This window comes from Clostridium subterminale (assembly GCF_039521425.1).
Taxonomy (GTDB): Bacteria; Bacillota; Clostridia; order Clostridiales; family Clostridiaceae; genus Clostridium_J; species Clostridium_J subterminale.
The window spans coordinates 1029565-1045136 of sequence record NZ_BAAACI010000001.1 but is presented as its reverse complement, the minus strand read 5'-3'; the positions used below and the strand labels follow the sequence as shown (position 1 = coordinate 1045136).

At 28.4% G+C, this 15572-nt stretch carries 17 protein-coding genes; 15 read left to right on the top strand and 2 right to left on the bottom strand.

Features of this window, described 5'->3' with window-relative positions:
• The first annotated feature begins 332 nt into the window (after window positions 1-332).
• The 9 genes from ABDZ93_RS05335 to ABDZ93_RS05295 all read left to right on the top strand — a co-directional run bounded on the left by ABDZ93_RS05335 (window position 333) and on the right by ABDZ93_RS05295 (window position 10133).
• Window positions 333-1070, top strand: coding sequence for a M15 family metallopeptidase (locus tag ABDZ93_RS05335; RefSeq protein ID WP_343824312.1), 738 nt, complete (start codon window positions 333-335; stop codon window positions 1068-1070).
• 413 nt (window positions 1071-1483) lie between these two features.
• Window positions 1484-2803: an MATE family efflux transporter gene (locus tag ABDZ93_RS05330; RefSeq protein ID WP_343824310.1), complete on the top strand. Its 1320-nt coding sequence runs from the start codon at window positions 1484-1486 to the stop codon at window positions 2801-2803.
• A 91-nt stretch (window positions 2804-2894) separates the two neighbouring features.
• Window positions 2895-3728, top strand: a complete 834-nt coding sequence (locus tag ABDZ93_RS05325) for a MerR family transcriptional regulator (RefSeq protein ID WP_343824308.1) — start codon at window positions 2895-2897, stop codon at window positions 3726-3728.
• 22 nt (window positions 3729-3750) lie between these two features.
• Window positions 3751-4305, top strand: a complete 555-nt coding sequence (locus ABDZ93_RS05320) for a histidine phosphatase family protein (protein WP_343824306.1) — start codon at window positions 3751-3753, stop codon at window positions 4303-4305.
• 95 nt (window positions 4306-4400) lie between these two features.
• Window positions 4401-5072: a response regulator transcription factor gene (locus ABDZ93_RS05315; RefSeq protein ID WP_343824304.1), complete on the top strand. Its 672-nt coding sequence runs from the start codon at window positions 4401-4403 to the stop codon at window positions 5070-5072.
• A gap of 39 nt (window positions 5073-5111) precedes the next feature.
• Window positions 5112-6170, top strand: coding sequence for a sensor histidine kinase (locus tag ABDZ93_RS05310; protein ID WP_343824302.1), 1059 nt, complete (start codon window positions 5112-5114; stop codon window positions 6168-6170).
• Window positions 6171-6264: 94 nt separating this feature from the next.
• The gene (locus tag ABDZ93_RS05305) at window positions 6265-7035 is read left to right on the top strand and encodes an ABC transporter ATP-binding protein (RefSeq protein WP_343824300.1); all 771 of its coding nucleotides are present in this window, start codon (window positions 6265-6267) and stop codon (window positions 7033-7035) included.
• Window positions 7025-9010: an FtsX-like permease family protein gene (locus tag ABDZ93_RS05300; protein ID WP_343824298.1), complete on the top strand. Its 1986-nt coding sequence runs from the start codon at window positions 7025-7027 to the stop codon at window positions 9008-9010. The genes ABDZ93_RS05305 and ABDZ93_RS05300 overlap by 11 nt, the downstream gene beginning before the upstream one ends.
• 232 nt (window positions 9011-9242) lie before the next feature.
• Window positions 9243-10133 (top strand): class I SAM-dependent methyltransferase, encoded by an 891-nt coding sequence (locus ABDZ93_RS05295; RefSeq protein WP_343824295.1) that lies wholly within the window; start codon window positions 9243-9245, stop codon window positions 10131-10133.
• Between the two features lie 113 nt (window positions 10134-10246).
• Here ABDZ93_RS05295 and ABDZ93_RS05290 read toward each other — a convergent pair whose 3' ends face one another.
• Both ABDZ93_RS05290 and ABDZ93_RS05285 read right to left on the bottom strand, forming a co-directional pair.
• Complete coding sequence (locus ABDZ93_RS05290) at window positions 10247-10816, bottom strand: GNAT family N-acetyltransferase (protein WP_343824293.1); 570 nt, start codon at window positions 10814-10816, stop codon at window positions 10247-10249.
• Window positions 10817-10827: 11 nt separating this feature from the next.
• Window positions 10828-11619, bottom strand: a complete 792-nt coding sequence (locus tag ABDZ93_RS05285) for a lipid II flippase Amj family protein (protein ID WP_343824292.1) — start codon at window positions 11617-11619, stop codon at window positions 10828-10830.
• 191 nt (window positions 11620-11810) lie between these two features.
• On the opposite strand from ABDZ93_RS05285, the gene ABDZ93_RS05280 reads away from it, so the two are divergent.
• From ABDZ93_RS05280 to nadA, 6 genes are all read left to right on the top strand, one after another.
• The gene (locus tag ABDZ93_RS05280; RefSeq protein ID WP_343824290.1) at window positions 11811-12182 is read left to right on the top strand and encodes a GntR family transcriptional regulator; all 372 of its coding nucleotides are present in this window, start codon (window positions 11811-11813) and stop codon (window positions 12180-12182) included.
• Window positions 12183-12896: a hypothetical protein gene (locus ABDZ93_RS05275; RefSeq protein WP_343824288.1), complete on the top strand. Its 714-nt coding sequence runs from the start codon at window positions 12183-12185 to the stop codon at window positions 12894-12896.
• A 9-nt stretch (window positions 12897-12905) separates the two neighbouring features.
• Window positions 12906-13604 carry an ATP-binding cassette domain-containing protein gene (locus ABDZ93_RS05270; RefSeq protein WP_343824286.1) on the top strand — a complete coding sequence of 233 codons (699 nt, stop codon included), beginning with the start codon at window positions 12906-12908 and terminating at the stop codon, window positions 13602-13604.
• Window positions 13591-14286 carry a hypothetical protein gene (locus ABDZ93_RS05265; RefSeq protein WP_343824284.1) on the top strand — a complete coding sequence of 232 codons (696 nt, stop codon included), beginning with the start codon at window positions 13591-13593 and terminating at the stop codon, window positions 14284-14286. Before ABDZ93_RS05270 ends, ABDZ93_RS05265 begins: the two co-directional genes overlap by 14 nt.
• A 4-nt stretch (window positions 14287-14290) precedes the next feature.
• On the top strand, window positions 14291-14539 hold the full coding sequence (locus ABDZ93_RS05260) for a hypothetical protein (RefSeq protein WP_343824282.1): 249 nt from the start codon (window positions 14291-14293) through the stop codon (window positions 14537-14539).
• A 124-nt stretch (window positions 14540-14663) separates the two neighbouring features.
• Window positions 14664-15572, top strand: coding sequence for a quinolinate synthase NadA (gene nadA, locus ABDZ93_RS05255; RefSeq protein ID WP_343824280.1), 909 nt, complete (start codon window positions 14664-14666; stop codon window positions 15570-15572).

The following is a 15572-nucleotide window of genomic DNA, read 5'->3' as shown; positions in this document are numbered from 1 at the left end:
ACTAAAGTGTTGTTTTTATTATAAAAGGGCAATACTGATACCTATAATCCACTGTCAAATATATGCCTAGCTTTACTATATGAAAATTAAGTTTGTTTTCCTAAAAAATTTTAAAAAGTAAATTTACAATTGTGAAATTTACTCAGTTATATGCTTATTTGGGAAAAATAATAACACTGTAGTACATTAGAAATAATACAAGTATAACTTTTATATAATCAAATGAAGAATACATTCAGTAAAAGCTGCATTTTACAACTTTGAAACAAAAATATAGAGATGATGAGAAATCTCCTTTGTATATTTAATATAAGAAAAGGAGGAGGGTACAAATGAAAAAAAGAAAGAGTAAAAAGAAAATTAAAAATAAAGCAAGGTTTAGTATAATACTTATAATATTTATAGTTGGTATAAGTTTAAGTGAAAAAGGTATCAAATTATTAGTGGAAAAAAATATGGAAAAATATAACTTATCAAAAGTTGAAAATAAAGAAAAAGTTTTAGAGGATAAAGAGATTCTAATGGTAAATAGAGATAACCCTTTAGATAAGAATTTTGTACCTAAAAATTTAGTTAAACCTAATACTAAATTTATAGGTAATGGTGATCCTAATGTTAATAAGTTAGAAGCAGTTGCAGCAAGAGCATTAGAAAATCTTTTTCAGGATGTCAAGGATGAAGGGATAAATCTACTTGGAGTATCTGGTTATAGAGATTATAATTATCAGAAAAAACTCTATGATAATGCAGTTATGAGTTCAGGAAAAGCATATGCAGATAAGTATACTGCAAAGCCTGGTACTAGTGAACATCAAACAGGATTAGCAATGGATATACTTTCAGAGGACTATCAGGTATTAGATGATGGATTTAAGAACACTGATGCCTATAGGTGGATAGAGAAAAACTGTAGTAAATATGGATTTATTATAAGATATCCTAAAGGTAAGGAGAATATCACAGGCTATAATTATGAACCGTGGCATTTAAGATATGTAGGAAAAAAAGTAGCAGAGGAAATAATGAAAAATAAAATTACTCTAGAAGAGTACATAGAAATGAAAAAATAAGAATGTTACAATGAAATAAAGATACATAATTAAAATTAATATTACTTAGAGAAGAAAAAATATCTTTAGATGAACTGAATATAGAGGAATGTGTTATAAATGCTTGTGAAGCTTTAAGTTATAAGGCTAATAGTAAGGATTTAGATAAGATAAACTTGATTTAAAGAACTCTATAAAAACTATTTTTAAGGTAGGATATAGATTAGAAAATTAAATTTTCTAATCTATTTTGTTGGATGTTTAATGGGGCTGTTTCAGAACTAATTTTTTTAGTTAATGCTAAAACAGCTTTATGATTTATAGGGAAAATAAGTATATAAATTTATGGATATATTTGAAAAAACTATTGACTCTATACTAAGGATAGACTTTATTATGTATAAGGTAGGATAAAAAACGAAGGAGAATAAAGTATGGAAAAAGATAATATGTTAAAAGAGTTTTTTAAGTATGCAGTACCTTCTGCACTTGCCATGTTTATATCATCTTTATATACAGTAGTAGATGGAATATTTGTAGGACAAGGTGTGGGTGATTTAGCATTAGCAGCAGTAAATATTGTACTTCCGTTTACAGTGATGTTATTTGGACTGGCTTCAATGTTTGCAATAGGTGGAGGAGCTTTAGTATCTAAAAACATAGGTGCAAAGAATATAGATAGAGCAGTAAGCATTTTTAGACAAGTATTTAAGTTTCTTTTAATAGCTAGTGGTATTATAAGTATTATATGTATTATATTCACAGAACAAATAGTAACTATGTTAGGAGCAACATCAAATTTAAAAGGGTTAGCTGTAGAATATCTAAGATTTTATGCAATCTTTTGTATACCTAACTTAATAGGGATAGTACTAAGTAGTTTTGTTAGAAATGATGGAAGACCAAAACTTGCAATGATATCAACAATTGCAGGAGCAATAACTAATATTGTACTAGACTATGTATTTATATTTAAGTTTGGATTAGGTATAAAGGGAGCTGCAATAGCTACAGGACTTGGTCAAATTGTCACAGTATCTGTATTATTGCCACATTTTATTATGAAGAAAGGTTACTTAACCTTTGGGAATGTAAGAATAAATAAAAGTGATTTAAAAGAGTTCTGCTTAATAGGATTCCCATCGTTTTTCGCCCAAGGGAGTTATTCAATAATGGTGTTAATACATAATATTGTTTTAGTTAATTTCATTGGAGAAATGGGAATTTCAGCTTATAGTATAATTAACTATATAACAACAAATATATATATGGTTCTTTATGGATTAACTTTAGGGGTACAACCTCTTATCAGTTATAATTTTGGTAAAAAAGATGGGGAAAAGATGTTAGGATTCTTTAAAGTAACATGTATATTCTCCACATTGATAAGTGGATTTTCTGTTGTAGTATGTTTTGTGTTTGGGCCAACACTCATAGGTATATTCACGGCAGATCCTGTCATTGCAAACCTTGCATACATAGCACTTAGAATAGCAAGTATAAGTTATTTCGTAGTTGGAATAAATTTAAATACATTAGTTTATTTTCAAGCTTTAGAAACACCAAAGTATTCAAATTTAAGTTGTCTTTTAAGGTCTGTTATATACTTACCGATTTCATTAATGATACTCTATAAAATATTTGGAGCAAATGGAATCTGGGCAGGTACAATATTGTCAGAAAGCCTTACATTTATAACTATAAGTATAATGGCAAATATAAGAGTTTCTACCAAAGAAGTATTAAGTGTATAGAATTTAGCATAGTAAGGCTGTCCAAAATTTAAATGTTTTTGGACAGCCTATTTTGGAAATTTAGGATATAATAGTATGGAGGTGATAGTATATGGATACAAGATTTTCAATTGGTGAAGTATCTAAACTTCATAATATTTCTATACAAACATTGAGGCACTATGACAAAATTGGCTTACTAAAGCCTGTATATGTAAATGAAAAGAGCAAATATAGATATTATTCAGTAAAACACTTTATAATTTTAGATTTGATAAAACAATGTAAAGCAATGGGGTTATCTCTAGATGAAATAAAGATACTAGTAAATAATTATACTTCTATTAACTCTATTTTAGATATAATAACAAAGCAAAAAGAAATAGTAGAAGAGAAGATAAAAGAGTTGGATAACATAAAAAATAATATATGTTTTTTAGAGGATAGAATTCAAACAGTATTAAAAGAGGGGGTAGATGAGCCTTTTATAAAATACTGTGGTGAAAGAAAATTTATAAAATATAGTAATACACATAGATATACAGAAGAATTTGAAATAAACCTATCTAAAACCTTAGGATATATAGAAAAAAAATATGGAAGTACTAATAAAGAACTAGTTTTTCCAACATCCTATGTAGATTTTAAAAATCAAGAAAAGTTAACATACAATAATTTGATGATAAGTATAAATGAAAATATGGACATAGATGAGAAAAAAGTAATTACATTAAAGTCTGGAAATTATATTACAATAAATTTTGATGATGATTATAAAGATACAAGCAAATATTACAGAAAGTTAGTTGAGTATATTGAAAAAAATAATATAATAGTTAGTGGAACTTTTTATGAGATATACATAATGACAAGATGCGGAATAGATAAAGAAGAAAAAGCTTTAGGACAAATTCAAATTTTAATAGACGAAAATAAGGAATTTTAAATGACAATATAGGAGTGATAGCATGAAGAACATTTATCTAATTAGACATTGTAAGGCATTTGGACAGCCGGCTGAGGCAGAGTTAACAGAGGTCGGCATTGGTCAAGCAATAGAATTAAAGAATTATTTATTAAAATATAATATTAATTATATAGTATCTAGTCCCTATGTAAGGGCTATAAAGACAATAACACCCTTTGCAGAACACTTAGATTTAAAAATAAATATTGATGAAAGGGTAAGAGAAAAATTATTACTACCTTATGTAGTAGAGGATTATACCCCCTATTTATTAGCAGCCTATGAAGATATGGATATAACCTTTCATGGAGGAGAATCTTCAAATCAAGCTACTAAAAGAGCCACCGAAGCTTTAACTGATATTTTAAAACTAGAAGAGGAAAATGTAGCAATAGTGACCCATGGAGAGTTATTTTCCTTGATAATGAGGTACTTTAATAAAGTTTCAGGTTTTGATTTTTGGAAAAACTTAAGTAATCCTGATGTATATTTATTGAGATTTAAAAGTAATGATATAAATAGTATTATAGATATTAAGAGAGTATGGACAGATTAGAATAAATCAAAAAATCCTTAAAAAAAGATAAAAGCACAATAAGTTTTGTTAAAATACACCAAATTAGATATAATCATAGAAGAGGTGATTAACTTATGAAAGAAAAAATTTTCATTATCGAAGATGAAGAAAAGATTAGAAGAGAGCTAGGCACTTTTTTAAGTAGATATGGATATGACATTGTGACTTCTGATAATTTTGAAGATATAGTAGAAGAGGCTTTAGAAGCAGAGCCTAATTTAGTATTATTAGATATTAATTTACCTTATTATGATGGATACTACATTTGCAGAGAAATAAGAAAAACTTCTAGTGTGCCTATTATTGTTGTAACTAGCAGAGATAGTGATATGGATGAATTAATGAGTATGAATCTAGGGGCTGATGATTTCATTACTAAACCCTATAATACTCAAATACTTTTAGCTAGAATTGCATCAATTATTAGAAGAACCTATAGCAGTAATGATATGGAGATTTTTACTTGTAGAGGACTTAAATATAATCTTTCTACTAGTGAAATAGAGTTTAATGATGAAAAACAAGAATTAACTAAAAATGAAAGTAAAATTCTATATACATTAATTAAAAGTAAGGAAAAAATAGTTTCTAGAGATGAACTTATGAAATGTCTATGGCAATCTGATGAGTTTGTAGATGACAATACCCTAACTGTAAACATAAATAGATTAAGAAAAAAAATAGAGGAAATAGGAGCTGTTGGCTATTTACAAACTAAAAGAGGGCAGGGATATATTTTAGCTTAAAATATTAGGATGAATTAAAGCTAAAGGAAGGACAGTTTTATGAAGTTTAGAGAATATATAAAAGAAAAGATGATTTTTTTAGTTATAAACTTAATAACTCTTCTATTCACAGGAATCTTGTTAAAAGCACTAAAGGTAGATAGTTATGCTATTATTTTTGTTGGAGTTTTAAACTTTATAGGAGCATCCTTGTTTTATATATATGATTATTTTAATAAAAGAAAATATTATAATAATCTTTTACAAGGGTTAAATAATTTAGATAAGAAATATCTTATATCTGAAATAATAGGAGAGCCAAATTTCTTAGAAGGAAGAATTTTATATGAAGTAATTCAAGAGACAGATAAAGCCATGAATGATGAAATATCTGCTTTGAATATTAAAAATAGTGAATACAAGGATTATATAGAGCTATGGGTTCACGAAATTAAAACACCTATAGCATCCAGTAGATTGACAATAGAAAATAATCCATCCTCTGTGACTCAGAGTATAGAAGAGGATTTAGATAAGGTAGAAAATTATATAGAGCAAGCTCTTTTTTATACTAGAAGTAATAATATAGAGAAGGATTATATGATTAGAGAGATTAATCTTAAAAACTCTATTAGCACAACTATAAAAAGAAATGCGAGAATCCTTATTGAAAAAGGAATTAAAATTGAAATGGATAATGTAGATAAAACAGTCTATGCAGATAGTAAATGGGTAGAATTTATATTAAATCAGATCATATCAAATTCAATTAAATATATGAAATTTCCTAAGAGTAGTAGGGAGAAGTCATCAAGTAAAGGAAATAAAAAACAAGATACTATTAAAATATACTGCATAGAAAAAGCAGGAGACATTATTTTAAATATAGAAGACAATGGTATAGGCATTGGTGAAAGCTCCATAGGTAAAGTATTTGAAAAAGGGTATACCGGAGAAAACGGAAGAATCTTTGGAAAATCCACAGGAATAGGATTATACCTTTGCAAAAATCTTTGTGAAAAGCTAGGACTTGGTATAAAGATAAGGTCTAAGGTTGGTGAAGGTACTACAGTATCCATTTTGTTTCCTATAAATAAAATGTTCATATTAAAAAGTTAACCTAACAAAAATGTAAGTTTTCTGTTAGGTTTTTCTATGGATGGAGATTTTCTATACATGTAATATATAGGTATAGAGAACAGGAGGAAAGAAAATGAATAAAGAAGTATTAAAAGTAAGTAATATAGAAAAGTATTATGGAAGTAATGGAAATATAACTAAGGCTATAAATAACATTAGTTTTTCTGTAGAAGAAGGAGAATTCATAGGAATAATGGGGGCTTCTGGTAGTGGGAAAACAACCTTATTAAACTGCATATCTACCATAGATAAGGTAACTAGTGGTCATATTCATATTGAAGGAAAGGATGTAACTTCAATAAATTCTAAGGGATTAGCTAAATTTAGAAGAGAAAATTTAGGGTTTATATTTCAAGATTTTAATCTTTTAGATACCTTAACTGCCTATGAAAATATTGCACTAGCACTAACTATTGGAAAGGTAAATCACAAAGAAATTAATAGTAGGGTTGAAGAAGTTGCTAAGAGCTTAAATATAGAAGAAGTTTTAAACAAGTATCCTTACCAAATGTCAGGTGGTCAAAAACAAAGAGTGGCATCAGCTAGAGCCATTATAACAAAGCCATCTTTAGTACTTGCAGATGAACCTACAGGTGCTTTAGATTCAAAATCTGCAAAGATGTTACTAGAGAGTTTAGAAGATTTAAATTGTAAATTAAGAGCTACTATAATGATGGTAACCCATGATGCCTTTACAGCTAGTTATGCAAATAGAATTTTATTTATTAAGGACGGAAAGATATTTAATGAATTAATTAGAGGAAAGGATTCAAGGAAGGAATTCTTTAATAAGATCATTGAAGTGGTAACTCTACTTGGAGGTGACCAAAGAGATGTATTTTAAATTAGCTGCTAGAAATTTAAAAAGAAGTTTTAAGGATTATACTATTTACTTCTTAACATTAGTATTTGGTGTATGTATATTTTACACCTTTAACTCCATTGAAGCTCAAAGCATTTTAATGGAAGTTAGTGAAATGCATAAAAATATGTTTCATCTAATAAGCAACATTATGGGAGTAGCATCTATATTTATTTCCTTCATATTAGGATTTTTGATAGTCTATGCTAACAGTTATTTAATTAAAAGAAGAAAAAAAGAGTTTGGAGTTTATATGACTTTAGGTATGGAAAACTCTAAGTTATCCTCTTTATTATTTATAGAAACTATGATGATAGGAGTAGTTTCTCTGGGATTAGGTCTTATATTAGGAATATTTTTATCACAAGGACTATCTGTTGTTACGGCAAAACTTTTCAAAGTAGACTTAACTACTTTTAAATTTATATTTTCTATGGATGCATTTATAAAAACTATTATTTGCTTTGGAGCTATATATTTTATAATTCTTATCGTTAACTCTATTACTGTAAGAAAGGTAAGGCTAATAAATTTATTGACTTCTGCTAAGGTTAATGAAAAAGTGAAGATTAAAAATGTATGGACTTCTGTGGTGATATTCATAATTAGTGTAGTAACTATAGGTTATGCATATTACATAGTGCTTAAAAATGGAATATCTACTTTTGATAAAAATCTATTAATAGCTATTGGACTTGGAGCTGTGGGAACATTCCTGTTTTTCTTCTCCCTTGCAGGATTTTTACTTAAGGTTGTTCAAAGTAGTAAGAAGATATATTTAAGAAATTTAAATATGTTTGTATTAAGACAAATTAACAGCAAGATTAATACCACATTTATATCTATGACCTTTATATGTCTAATGCTATTTGTAGCTATTTGTACTCTTTCAGGAGGACTTGGAATAAGTACAGCTATGAATGCTAAGATTAAAGATCTAACACAGTTCGATATGAGCTTTTGGGATAATGGAGGAGCAGATATAGAAGCAGTGTTAAAGGAGCACAATGTAGATGTATCAAAATATGAAGATAACTATGTAAGTTTTAAGTATTATGATAGTGGAGTTAGCTATAAAGATTTTTTAAGTAAAAATGGATTAAAGAATGGAGACAATTATTATCCTGTATCTAAGAATTTAAACATTAATGTCATGAAAGTATCTGATTTCAATAAGCTAATGAAAATGCTAAATAAAGAAGAAATAAGTCTTAAAGCTGGAGAGTATGCAGTTTTTGGTGATATAAGTGATATGACTAAAAATCTACAAGAAGCTTTAGATAATGGCAGAGAAATCAGTATAGGCAGCAACAAACTTAGACCTTACAATGGAAAGGCTTTAGATGTAGTAATTTACTCTTCTATGATGAAGCATAATATTTGTACATTTTTAGTAGAGGACTCACTAGTAGAAAATCTAACACCTATTATGGGTAATTTAAATATAAACTTTAGTGATGATGGAAGTGAAATAATAAAAGACTTAGAAGAGAATATTAGAGGGAACTATGCAGATGGAAATCTACAGACTTATTATTTAATCAGGAATGAAATAATAGAACAGTCTACTGGACTAGGAGCTTTAGCTTCATATCTAGCAATATACATGGGAATCATATTCCTAATCACATCAGCAGCAGTATTAGCACTTCAACAGCTATCAGAATCTGCAGATAATACAGAAAGATATAACCTTTTAAGAAAGGTTGGAGTAGAGGAAGCTATGATAAATCACTCTATATTGACTCAAGTAGCAATTTATTTTATGACGCCTCTATCCTTAGCTATAATTCATTCCATAGTAGGACTAAAACTAGCTTCCGATATAGTAGCAATATGGGGAGGAGCAAGTATGGTAGAGCATGTATTTATTGCAGCCTTTGTACTAGTTATTGTTTATGGTGGTTACTTCTTAGCAACATATTTCGGAAGTAAAAAAATGATTAAAGGAAATTAGTAAAAAGTATAAATTTTAAAGCATATTAATATAGTGAAACTACTTCAAAATAAATAGATTTTGAAGTAGTTTCTTTTTAATGTATAGATATTTATAATAGAAAATGCTACCATATAAATAATAAATTTTAATTATATGGAATAAAAAATCTTTTAAAAAAAAATAATTTGAGGAGCTTGTTGAGTAGACAGAACAGGTAATATTACCATAATTTTATTAAAGGGGAAAAATTATGAATGAGTTATATTGGAATGGAAGATTGGATTTTTTAAAAGCCATACGTACTGGCTGGTGCAATGATGATTATATAGAATTCCTTGTAGAGAAGGTTTGGAAAATTAGTAAGCCTGTAAATATCATTGATTTTGGTTGTGGCTTTGGATATGTTGGATTACTATTATTGCCCATATTACCTAAAGGAAGTACATATACAGGTATTGATATTAGTGATACACTCTTAGATGATGCAAAAAACATTTTTGCAAATTCAGGTTATATAACAAAATTTATAAAGGCGGATTTGAATGAGTATACACCAACTGAAGATTATGACATAGCTATATCGCAAGCAGTCTTAAGACATATTCCAAATACAAAGAATATTCTTGAAAAAATGATACAATCAGTTGTAAGTGGTGGTTTAGTTGTTTGTATGGAGGCAGATCTAGAAATAGAAAAGACAGGTCAATATTTTAGTGGATTAGATTACATTGAACTTGGAATGATACCTTTACATCGAAAAATGTATAAGAAAGAATTAGAAAATGGAGGTAGAGACTATAGAGTTGGTGTTAAAATTCCTGAAATTATGCAAGAGTTAGGGTTACACAATGTTGGTGTGCGAATGAATGATAGGGTTAAATTTATTAATCCCCATGGTAATAAAGAAGAACATGCTAAGCAGTTTGATGCAATTACTACGGCTTGGAATTGGAATAAACAACTATCGGAGAATGAAAAAGTTGACTATATAAATTCTCTTATAAATAGAGGTTTAAGTGAGCAGGAAGCTAAAATGTACTTAAATGGTGAGTCAAAAATAGGTGAATATGTTATGAGAAATAAAGATAGTGCCTATATTATTCAAACACCATGTACCCTTATATCTTATGGTACAAAATAGTGAAATAGACTCTCTAAAAATGTAAAGTAGCTAGGTTTGTATTGATACAAGCCTAGCTACTTTTATATTGTAAATTAAATTTTACTAGAAGGTCTAGTTAAAAGTATAAGCGATTATTCAATGAAAGGATTTAGTAAGGCCATATGTACATGGTCCTCCCACTTTCCATTAATTTTTTGATATTTTTTAGATAAACCTTCATCTTGAAATTTAAGCTTATTTAGTACATTTAAAGAAGAATAATTATTAGGCATAACGGTAGCCTCGATTCTATGGAGGTTATACTCATTAAACATAATTTCTATTCCTTTTTTTAGTACCTCTGTAATGTACCCCTTATTGATTTCTTTATAATCAATGCTATAACCTACATGACAAGATTGAAAGTAACCTCTTATTATATGATTAAAGCATATAGTACCTATGATATTTCTAAAATTTGTATCATCCTTTTTAAATATCCAAAGTCTTAATTGAGTTCCATTATCTATATCAATTAATTCTTGTGTTAAGGCTTTTTTTCGATTTTCTATGGTATAAAAGCTTTCATTTCTCAGCGGATCAAATTTCTTTAAATGTTCCCTATTACGATTGAAATAATCTAGTACCAGGTTAGCATAGGATTCATCTATAACCTTTAAAATAAGTCTTTCGGTTTCATATATTTTATACAAATTGAACACCTCTCATTATATTAAAGAATTTTAGCTACTAATACTATTATATAAGAAGCTGGGATAAGTAGTGGAAGAGCAGCAAAGGTTCCTATAGTTTTACTTCCTATCATGGCAATAACACAGCTACGGAAATCTTCTTCAGGGCACTTACCATCTATAACATCATCAGTCATAATGGATAGTTGTGGATCTATAAAAATAGACATTAGGATTGTAGCAAATCCATTTATCACTGAGGATAGGGTTATACAAGTTGCCCTTAAATCAGGAACTATGGTACCAGCATAAATTGGTGCTAACGATCCTACAGTTAATATTGCAACTGCAATTATATTATAAATTATTATTTTTAAAGGTAACTTTTTAAAATTAATTTTAGTTACACTTTCTTTCACTGGAATTGAAATGCAGTCTCTCATATAATGGACACCTGCCTTTGAAAAACTGTGCATAATCAGCTTGGGTATAGATTTATCAATTGAAAAACGGATAACCCCTTTATAAAATAATTTCTGAAAAGTAGGAATTAGAAATGCACCTACTAGGGTAGCTATACCAGAAACTATAATGATTAAATTAAAAAGGTTTAATACATCACTTCCCCCTGTACTATTCTCAACAAACTTTGTTAACAGAGGGGCTTGAAAAGTTAAGGCTGTTCTTGATACTAAAGATAATACATTAAATACAGCAAAGGTTATTGCTATTTTACCTGTTCTAACACCTACAAGTCTCACAGAATAAGCTAATGTTCCGATTATGGAAATTATAAAATTTAAAACTAAAACAATTATAATTTGAGTACTCAAAATTATTCCTCCGTTCTATTTTCAAATATATCTACATTTTTACAACAATTAGAAATTTATTATTAGTATATACCATATTTATAAATAAAACTAGGTGGTTGAATTTAAATGGAAAATTATCCTTGACTTTCATAAAATACTACTGTACTATTTAAGTAATACAGTAGTACGGTGGAGGTGAAGAAGTAACTTTGAACATAAATAATTTTGAATTTAATAATAATGAACCCATATACTTTCAAATAATTGAGTTAATAAAGAAATCCATTGCAACTGGAGAATTGAAGCCTGGAGATAAGCTACCTTCAGTTAGAGAAATGTCAGCATCATTGGGAGTCAATCCTAATACTCTTCAGAGAGCTTATGGAGAGCTTGAAAGGTTGGGAGTAACTTATACTAAAAGAGGAATGGGTTCCTTTGTATCCGAAGAAAAAGCGAATTCAGATGATCTTCAGGATAAAATGGGAAAAGAAATAGCAAAAAAATTTCTTAAAGATATGAAATCTATAGGCATATCAAAGAAAAGAGCTTTAAAAATTATTGAATTAATGGAGGAAGAGTAAATGAAAATGGGGTTTAAAAAATCTTTAATTTTAAGTGGATATAACAAGGGGATGTTAATTGCTATTGCAATCTATGGAATTTGCTATGGGATACTTTACATTGCATATTTAAATGGATTAGTAGGTATTAAAGATGAAGTTTATTTAGCTTTAACAGGAAGTTCAGTTGCAAACAACTTAATTTATCCAATTCATATTATTACTGGTTTATTGGAAGAAATTATGCCCATAGTACTGGGGATCATACTTTTTACAAATTACTTGAAAATATTTTCATATAAGGCCATAAGAATAAATATAACACCTATAAGTAATAGGAAAAAAATAAGTAATTTATTTTTAATTTATGGTATGTATTATCTAATGTATATGGCAATTTCTATTATATTTGCGATTTTAATAGGCGGAATTGAAGAAGTAAATATAATTAAAATAATGGTACATTATATTAGTAGAATAGGATCAGGTGGAGCTATAATACTGCCTCTTATTATTGCAGATGTGAAAGGTAAGAGCGAATTACTCGAAACTTATGGAAATATGTTTTGGGGAGCTATGCTAATACTATTAACAGGTATAGCTATTTTAATTATTATGATTTCATTAGATACTCAGGGAATGGGACAACGTGTAGTTGATAGGTTACTTTTTATAATAAGCATCATTGAAGGCTGCTATATTCTAAAAAAAATAGATAAATTAAAGATAGCATAGGGGGAATTGATGGTGATTAAATTAATTAATATAAATAAGGTATATGATAATAAAGTTATCCTTGATAATGTAAATATAGAAATAAATAAGGGGGAAATAATAGGACTTTTAGCTCCTAATGCAGAGGGGAAAAGTACTTTTCTTAAAATATTGGGAGGTCAGATATCCTTTGATAGTGGGGAATATTATTTTCAAGGTAAAGCCTTTAATTATAAGGACAAAGGACTAATTGGATATATGAATGATACACCAATAATGCCACATAGCTGGAAGGTAAGTGAATGTGTAGATTATTATGAGGAATATTTTAAAACCTTTAATGTGGAAAAATCATTAAATATGCTAAAAAGGTTTAATTTGGATTTGAATAATAAAGTTAAGAACTTGTCAAAAGGAGAAAATGAAAAGCTACATCTAGCACTAGCATTAGGAATAGATGGAGTGTTATACATCATGGATGAACCTCTTGCATCTATTGATTTAATTGCTAGAGAAGAAGTTATAAGTATAGTCTTAGAAAATTTTAGTTCAGAAAGCACTATGATAATTTCAAGTCATTTAGTAGCAGATATAGAAAGAATGCTTGATAGAGTTATTCTTTTGAAGAATGGGAAGATAGAAAAAAATCTACTGGTAGAAGATCTAAGAATGGAAGGGAAATCAGTGGTTAAGCTTTATAAGGAGGTGTATGGGAATGGTAAAAATTAAAAGGAATTGGTTATATGATGTAAATACAGTTATACTAATTTTTATGAGTAGTGCAGTAGTAATAGGCGTAGTTTCATTACTTTTTATAAATATTAAGCCAATAACCAAAGAAGAATTTCGAGTTATAAAAACTATATATAATCAAATATTTAATATGTCATTATTTGGTTTTTCTATATATCCTTTCTTTGCTTTTGGAGCTATATGTCCACAAATGGGAAAAGAAAAGATATATTTGAATACTTCTAATTTGCCTTTTAGTAAGAAGCAGTTATTTTGGAAGGGAATTAAGGGATGGCTTATGATTTTTCCAATATATCTTTTAGTGGGTATACTAGTAGGCTTATTAGTTAGTATAAAAACTGAAACCTCTGGAAGAGTTTATTTGTGTTCCATTTTACAATCAATAGCTATTATAGTATTTCTATTAGTATTACAAATGCAAGTGATAGCAGCAATTATATTAGTTTATGCTAAAAGAATAAAATGGTATAAGGCTATGTCAGGAATTATATTAGGGAATATAATTTTAATGGAACTATGTATGTTAGGAATAGAAGTTTTTAATATTGATACTCTTAATAATTTAAATTGGATGTTTGGAATTTTAGTTATATTTATTCTGGGGAGTATAATTTTGCTTTCTGCTTGTTGGCAAGATGTTGAGAATATAAATAGATAATTATGTGACTAAGAGTTTTACGTCTACAGCAGTTGGAATTACAGTAGATGAAGGACTTTTATCTCTAGATGATAGAGTATTAGAATTATTTCTTGAAGATGCTCAAATATGTCCATCAGATAATCTTATAAACTTAAAAATTAAGGATCTTTTAAAAATGGCAGTAGGTCATGGTAATGGATATTTAATGGCAGATTGTAGCTTTGGAACTACACCAAGAGGAGAGGTTTGGCTACATCTTGCTAGTAGTTAGTAACAGCTTAAATTTTATATAAACATTTTCTATGATAACTTCACATATTATTGACAAGCTCCAAGATGGTGCTATACTAGGTGTATATACAGATGTATAGTTACATGACGGAGGTGTGTAAAATTTGGGTTTAAAAGAAGACATATTAAAGTTAAAAAAAGAGAAGAATGCTTTAGTTTTAGCTCATCTTTATGAAAAAGCAGAAATACAGGAAGTTGCAGACATAGTAGGAGACTCATATTTTTTAAGCAAGAAAGCTATGGAAAGTTCTAAAGATATAATAGTATTTTGTGGAGTAAAATTTATGGCTGAGAGTGCCAAAATATTATCACCTAATAAAAGGATATTAATTCCAGTAAATGATACTACATGTCCAATGGCAGATATGGCTACAGTAGATAAATTAAAAGCTATGAAATTAAGAAATCCTAAAGCAAAGGTAGTAACATATATAAATTCAAATGGAGATATTAAAGCATTATCTGACGTTTGTGTTACATCATCCTCTGCTAAGTCAATTTTAAATAACATAGAGGAAGAAGAAATAATATTCCTTCCAGATAGAAATCTAGGTAGTTATTTGCAAGAAAATATACAGAGCAAGAAATTTATACTTTATGATGGGTTTTGTCCAGTTCATGAAAGAGTTGAAGAGGAAGAGGTTTTAACTTTAAAGAATAGATATCCAAATTTTAAGGTACTAGTTCATCCAGAGTGCTCTAAAAAAGTAAGAGATTTGGGAGATTTTATAGGAAGTACTTCTGAACTTATAGAATATAGTGTTCAAGATGGAACTAATGGATTTATAGTAGTAACAGAGGAAGGCGTTCTTTATCAGATGAAAGAAAAAAGTCCCAATAAAACCTTTATCCCTATAGAAAGTGGAATGATTTGTCCCAATATGAAAAAAATATCAATGGAAGATTTATATAATTGCTTAATTAATGAGGAGTTTGAAGTGCATATTGAAGAGGAGCTAAGATTGAAAGCACATAAATCTTTAGAAAATATGCATCTTCTATCTAATAAGTAA

Coding starts and splice junctions, on each gene's coding strand:
- ABDZ93_RS05315 (WP_343824304.1), top strand. CDS start 4,401: ATGAAAGAAAAAATTTTCATTATCGAAGATGAAGAAAAGATTAGAAGA.
- ABDZ93_RS05300 (WP_343824298.1), top strand. CDS start 7,025: ATGTATTTTAAATTAGCTGCTAGAAATTTAAAAAGAAGTTTTAAGGAT.
- ABDZ93_RS05335 (WP_343824312.1), top strand. CDS start 333: ATGAAAAAAAGAAAGAGTAAAAAGAAAATTAAAAATAAAGCAAGGTTT.
- ABDZ93_RS05295 (WP_343824295.1), top strand. CDS start 9,243: ATGAATGAGTTATATTGGAATGGAAGATTGGATTTTTTAAAAGCCATA.
- ABDZ93_RS05310 (WP_343824302.1), top strand. CDS start 5,112: ATGAAGTTTAGAGAATATATAAAAGAAAAGATGATTTTTTTAGTTATA.
- ABDZ93_RS05275 (WP_343824288.1), top strand. CDS start 12,183: ATGAAAATGGGGTTTAAAAAATCTTTAATTTTAAGTGGATATAACAAG.
- ABDZ93_RS05265 (WP_343824284.1), top strand. CDS start 13,591: ATGGTAAAAATTAAAAGGAATTGGTTATATGATGTAAATACAGTTATA.
- ABDZ93_RS05270 (WP_343824286.1), top strand. CDS start 12,906: ATGGTGATTAAATTAATTAATATAAATAAGGTATATGATAATAAAGTT.
- ABDZ93_RS05330 (WP_343824310.1), top strand. CDS start 1,484: ATGGAAAAAGATAATATGTTAAAAGAGTTTTTTAAGTATGCAGTACCT.
- ABDZ93_RS05325 (WP_343824308.1), top strand. CDS start 2,895: ATGGATACAAGATTTTCAATTGGTGAAGTATCTAAACTTCATAATATT.
- ABDZ93_RS05305 (WP_343824300.1), top strand. CDS start 6,265: ATGAATAAAGAAGTATTAAAAGTAAGTAATATAGAAAAGTATTATGGA.
- ABDZ93_RS05320 (WP_343824306.1), top strand. CDS start 3,751: ATGAAGAACATTTATCTAATTAGACATTGTAAGGCATTTGGACAGCCG.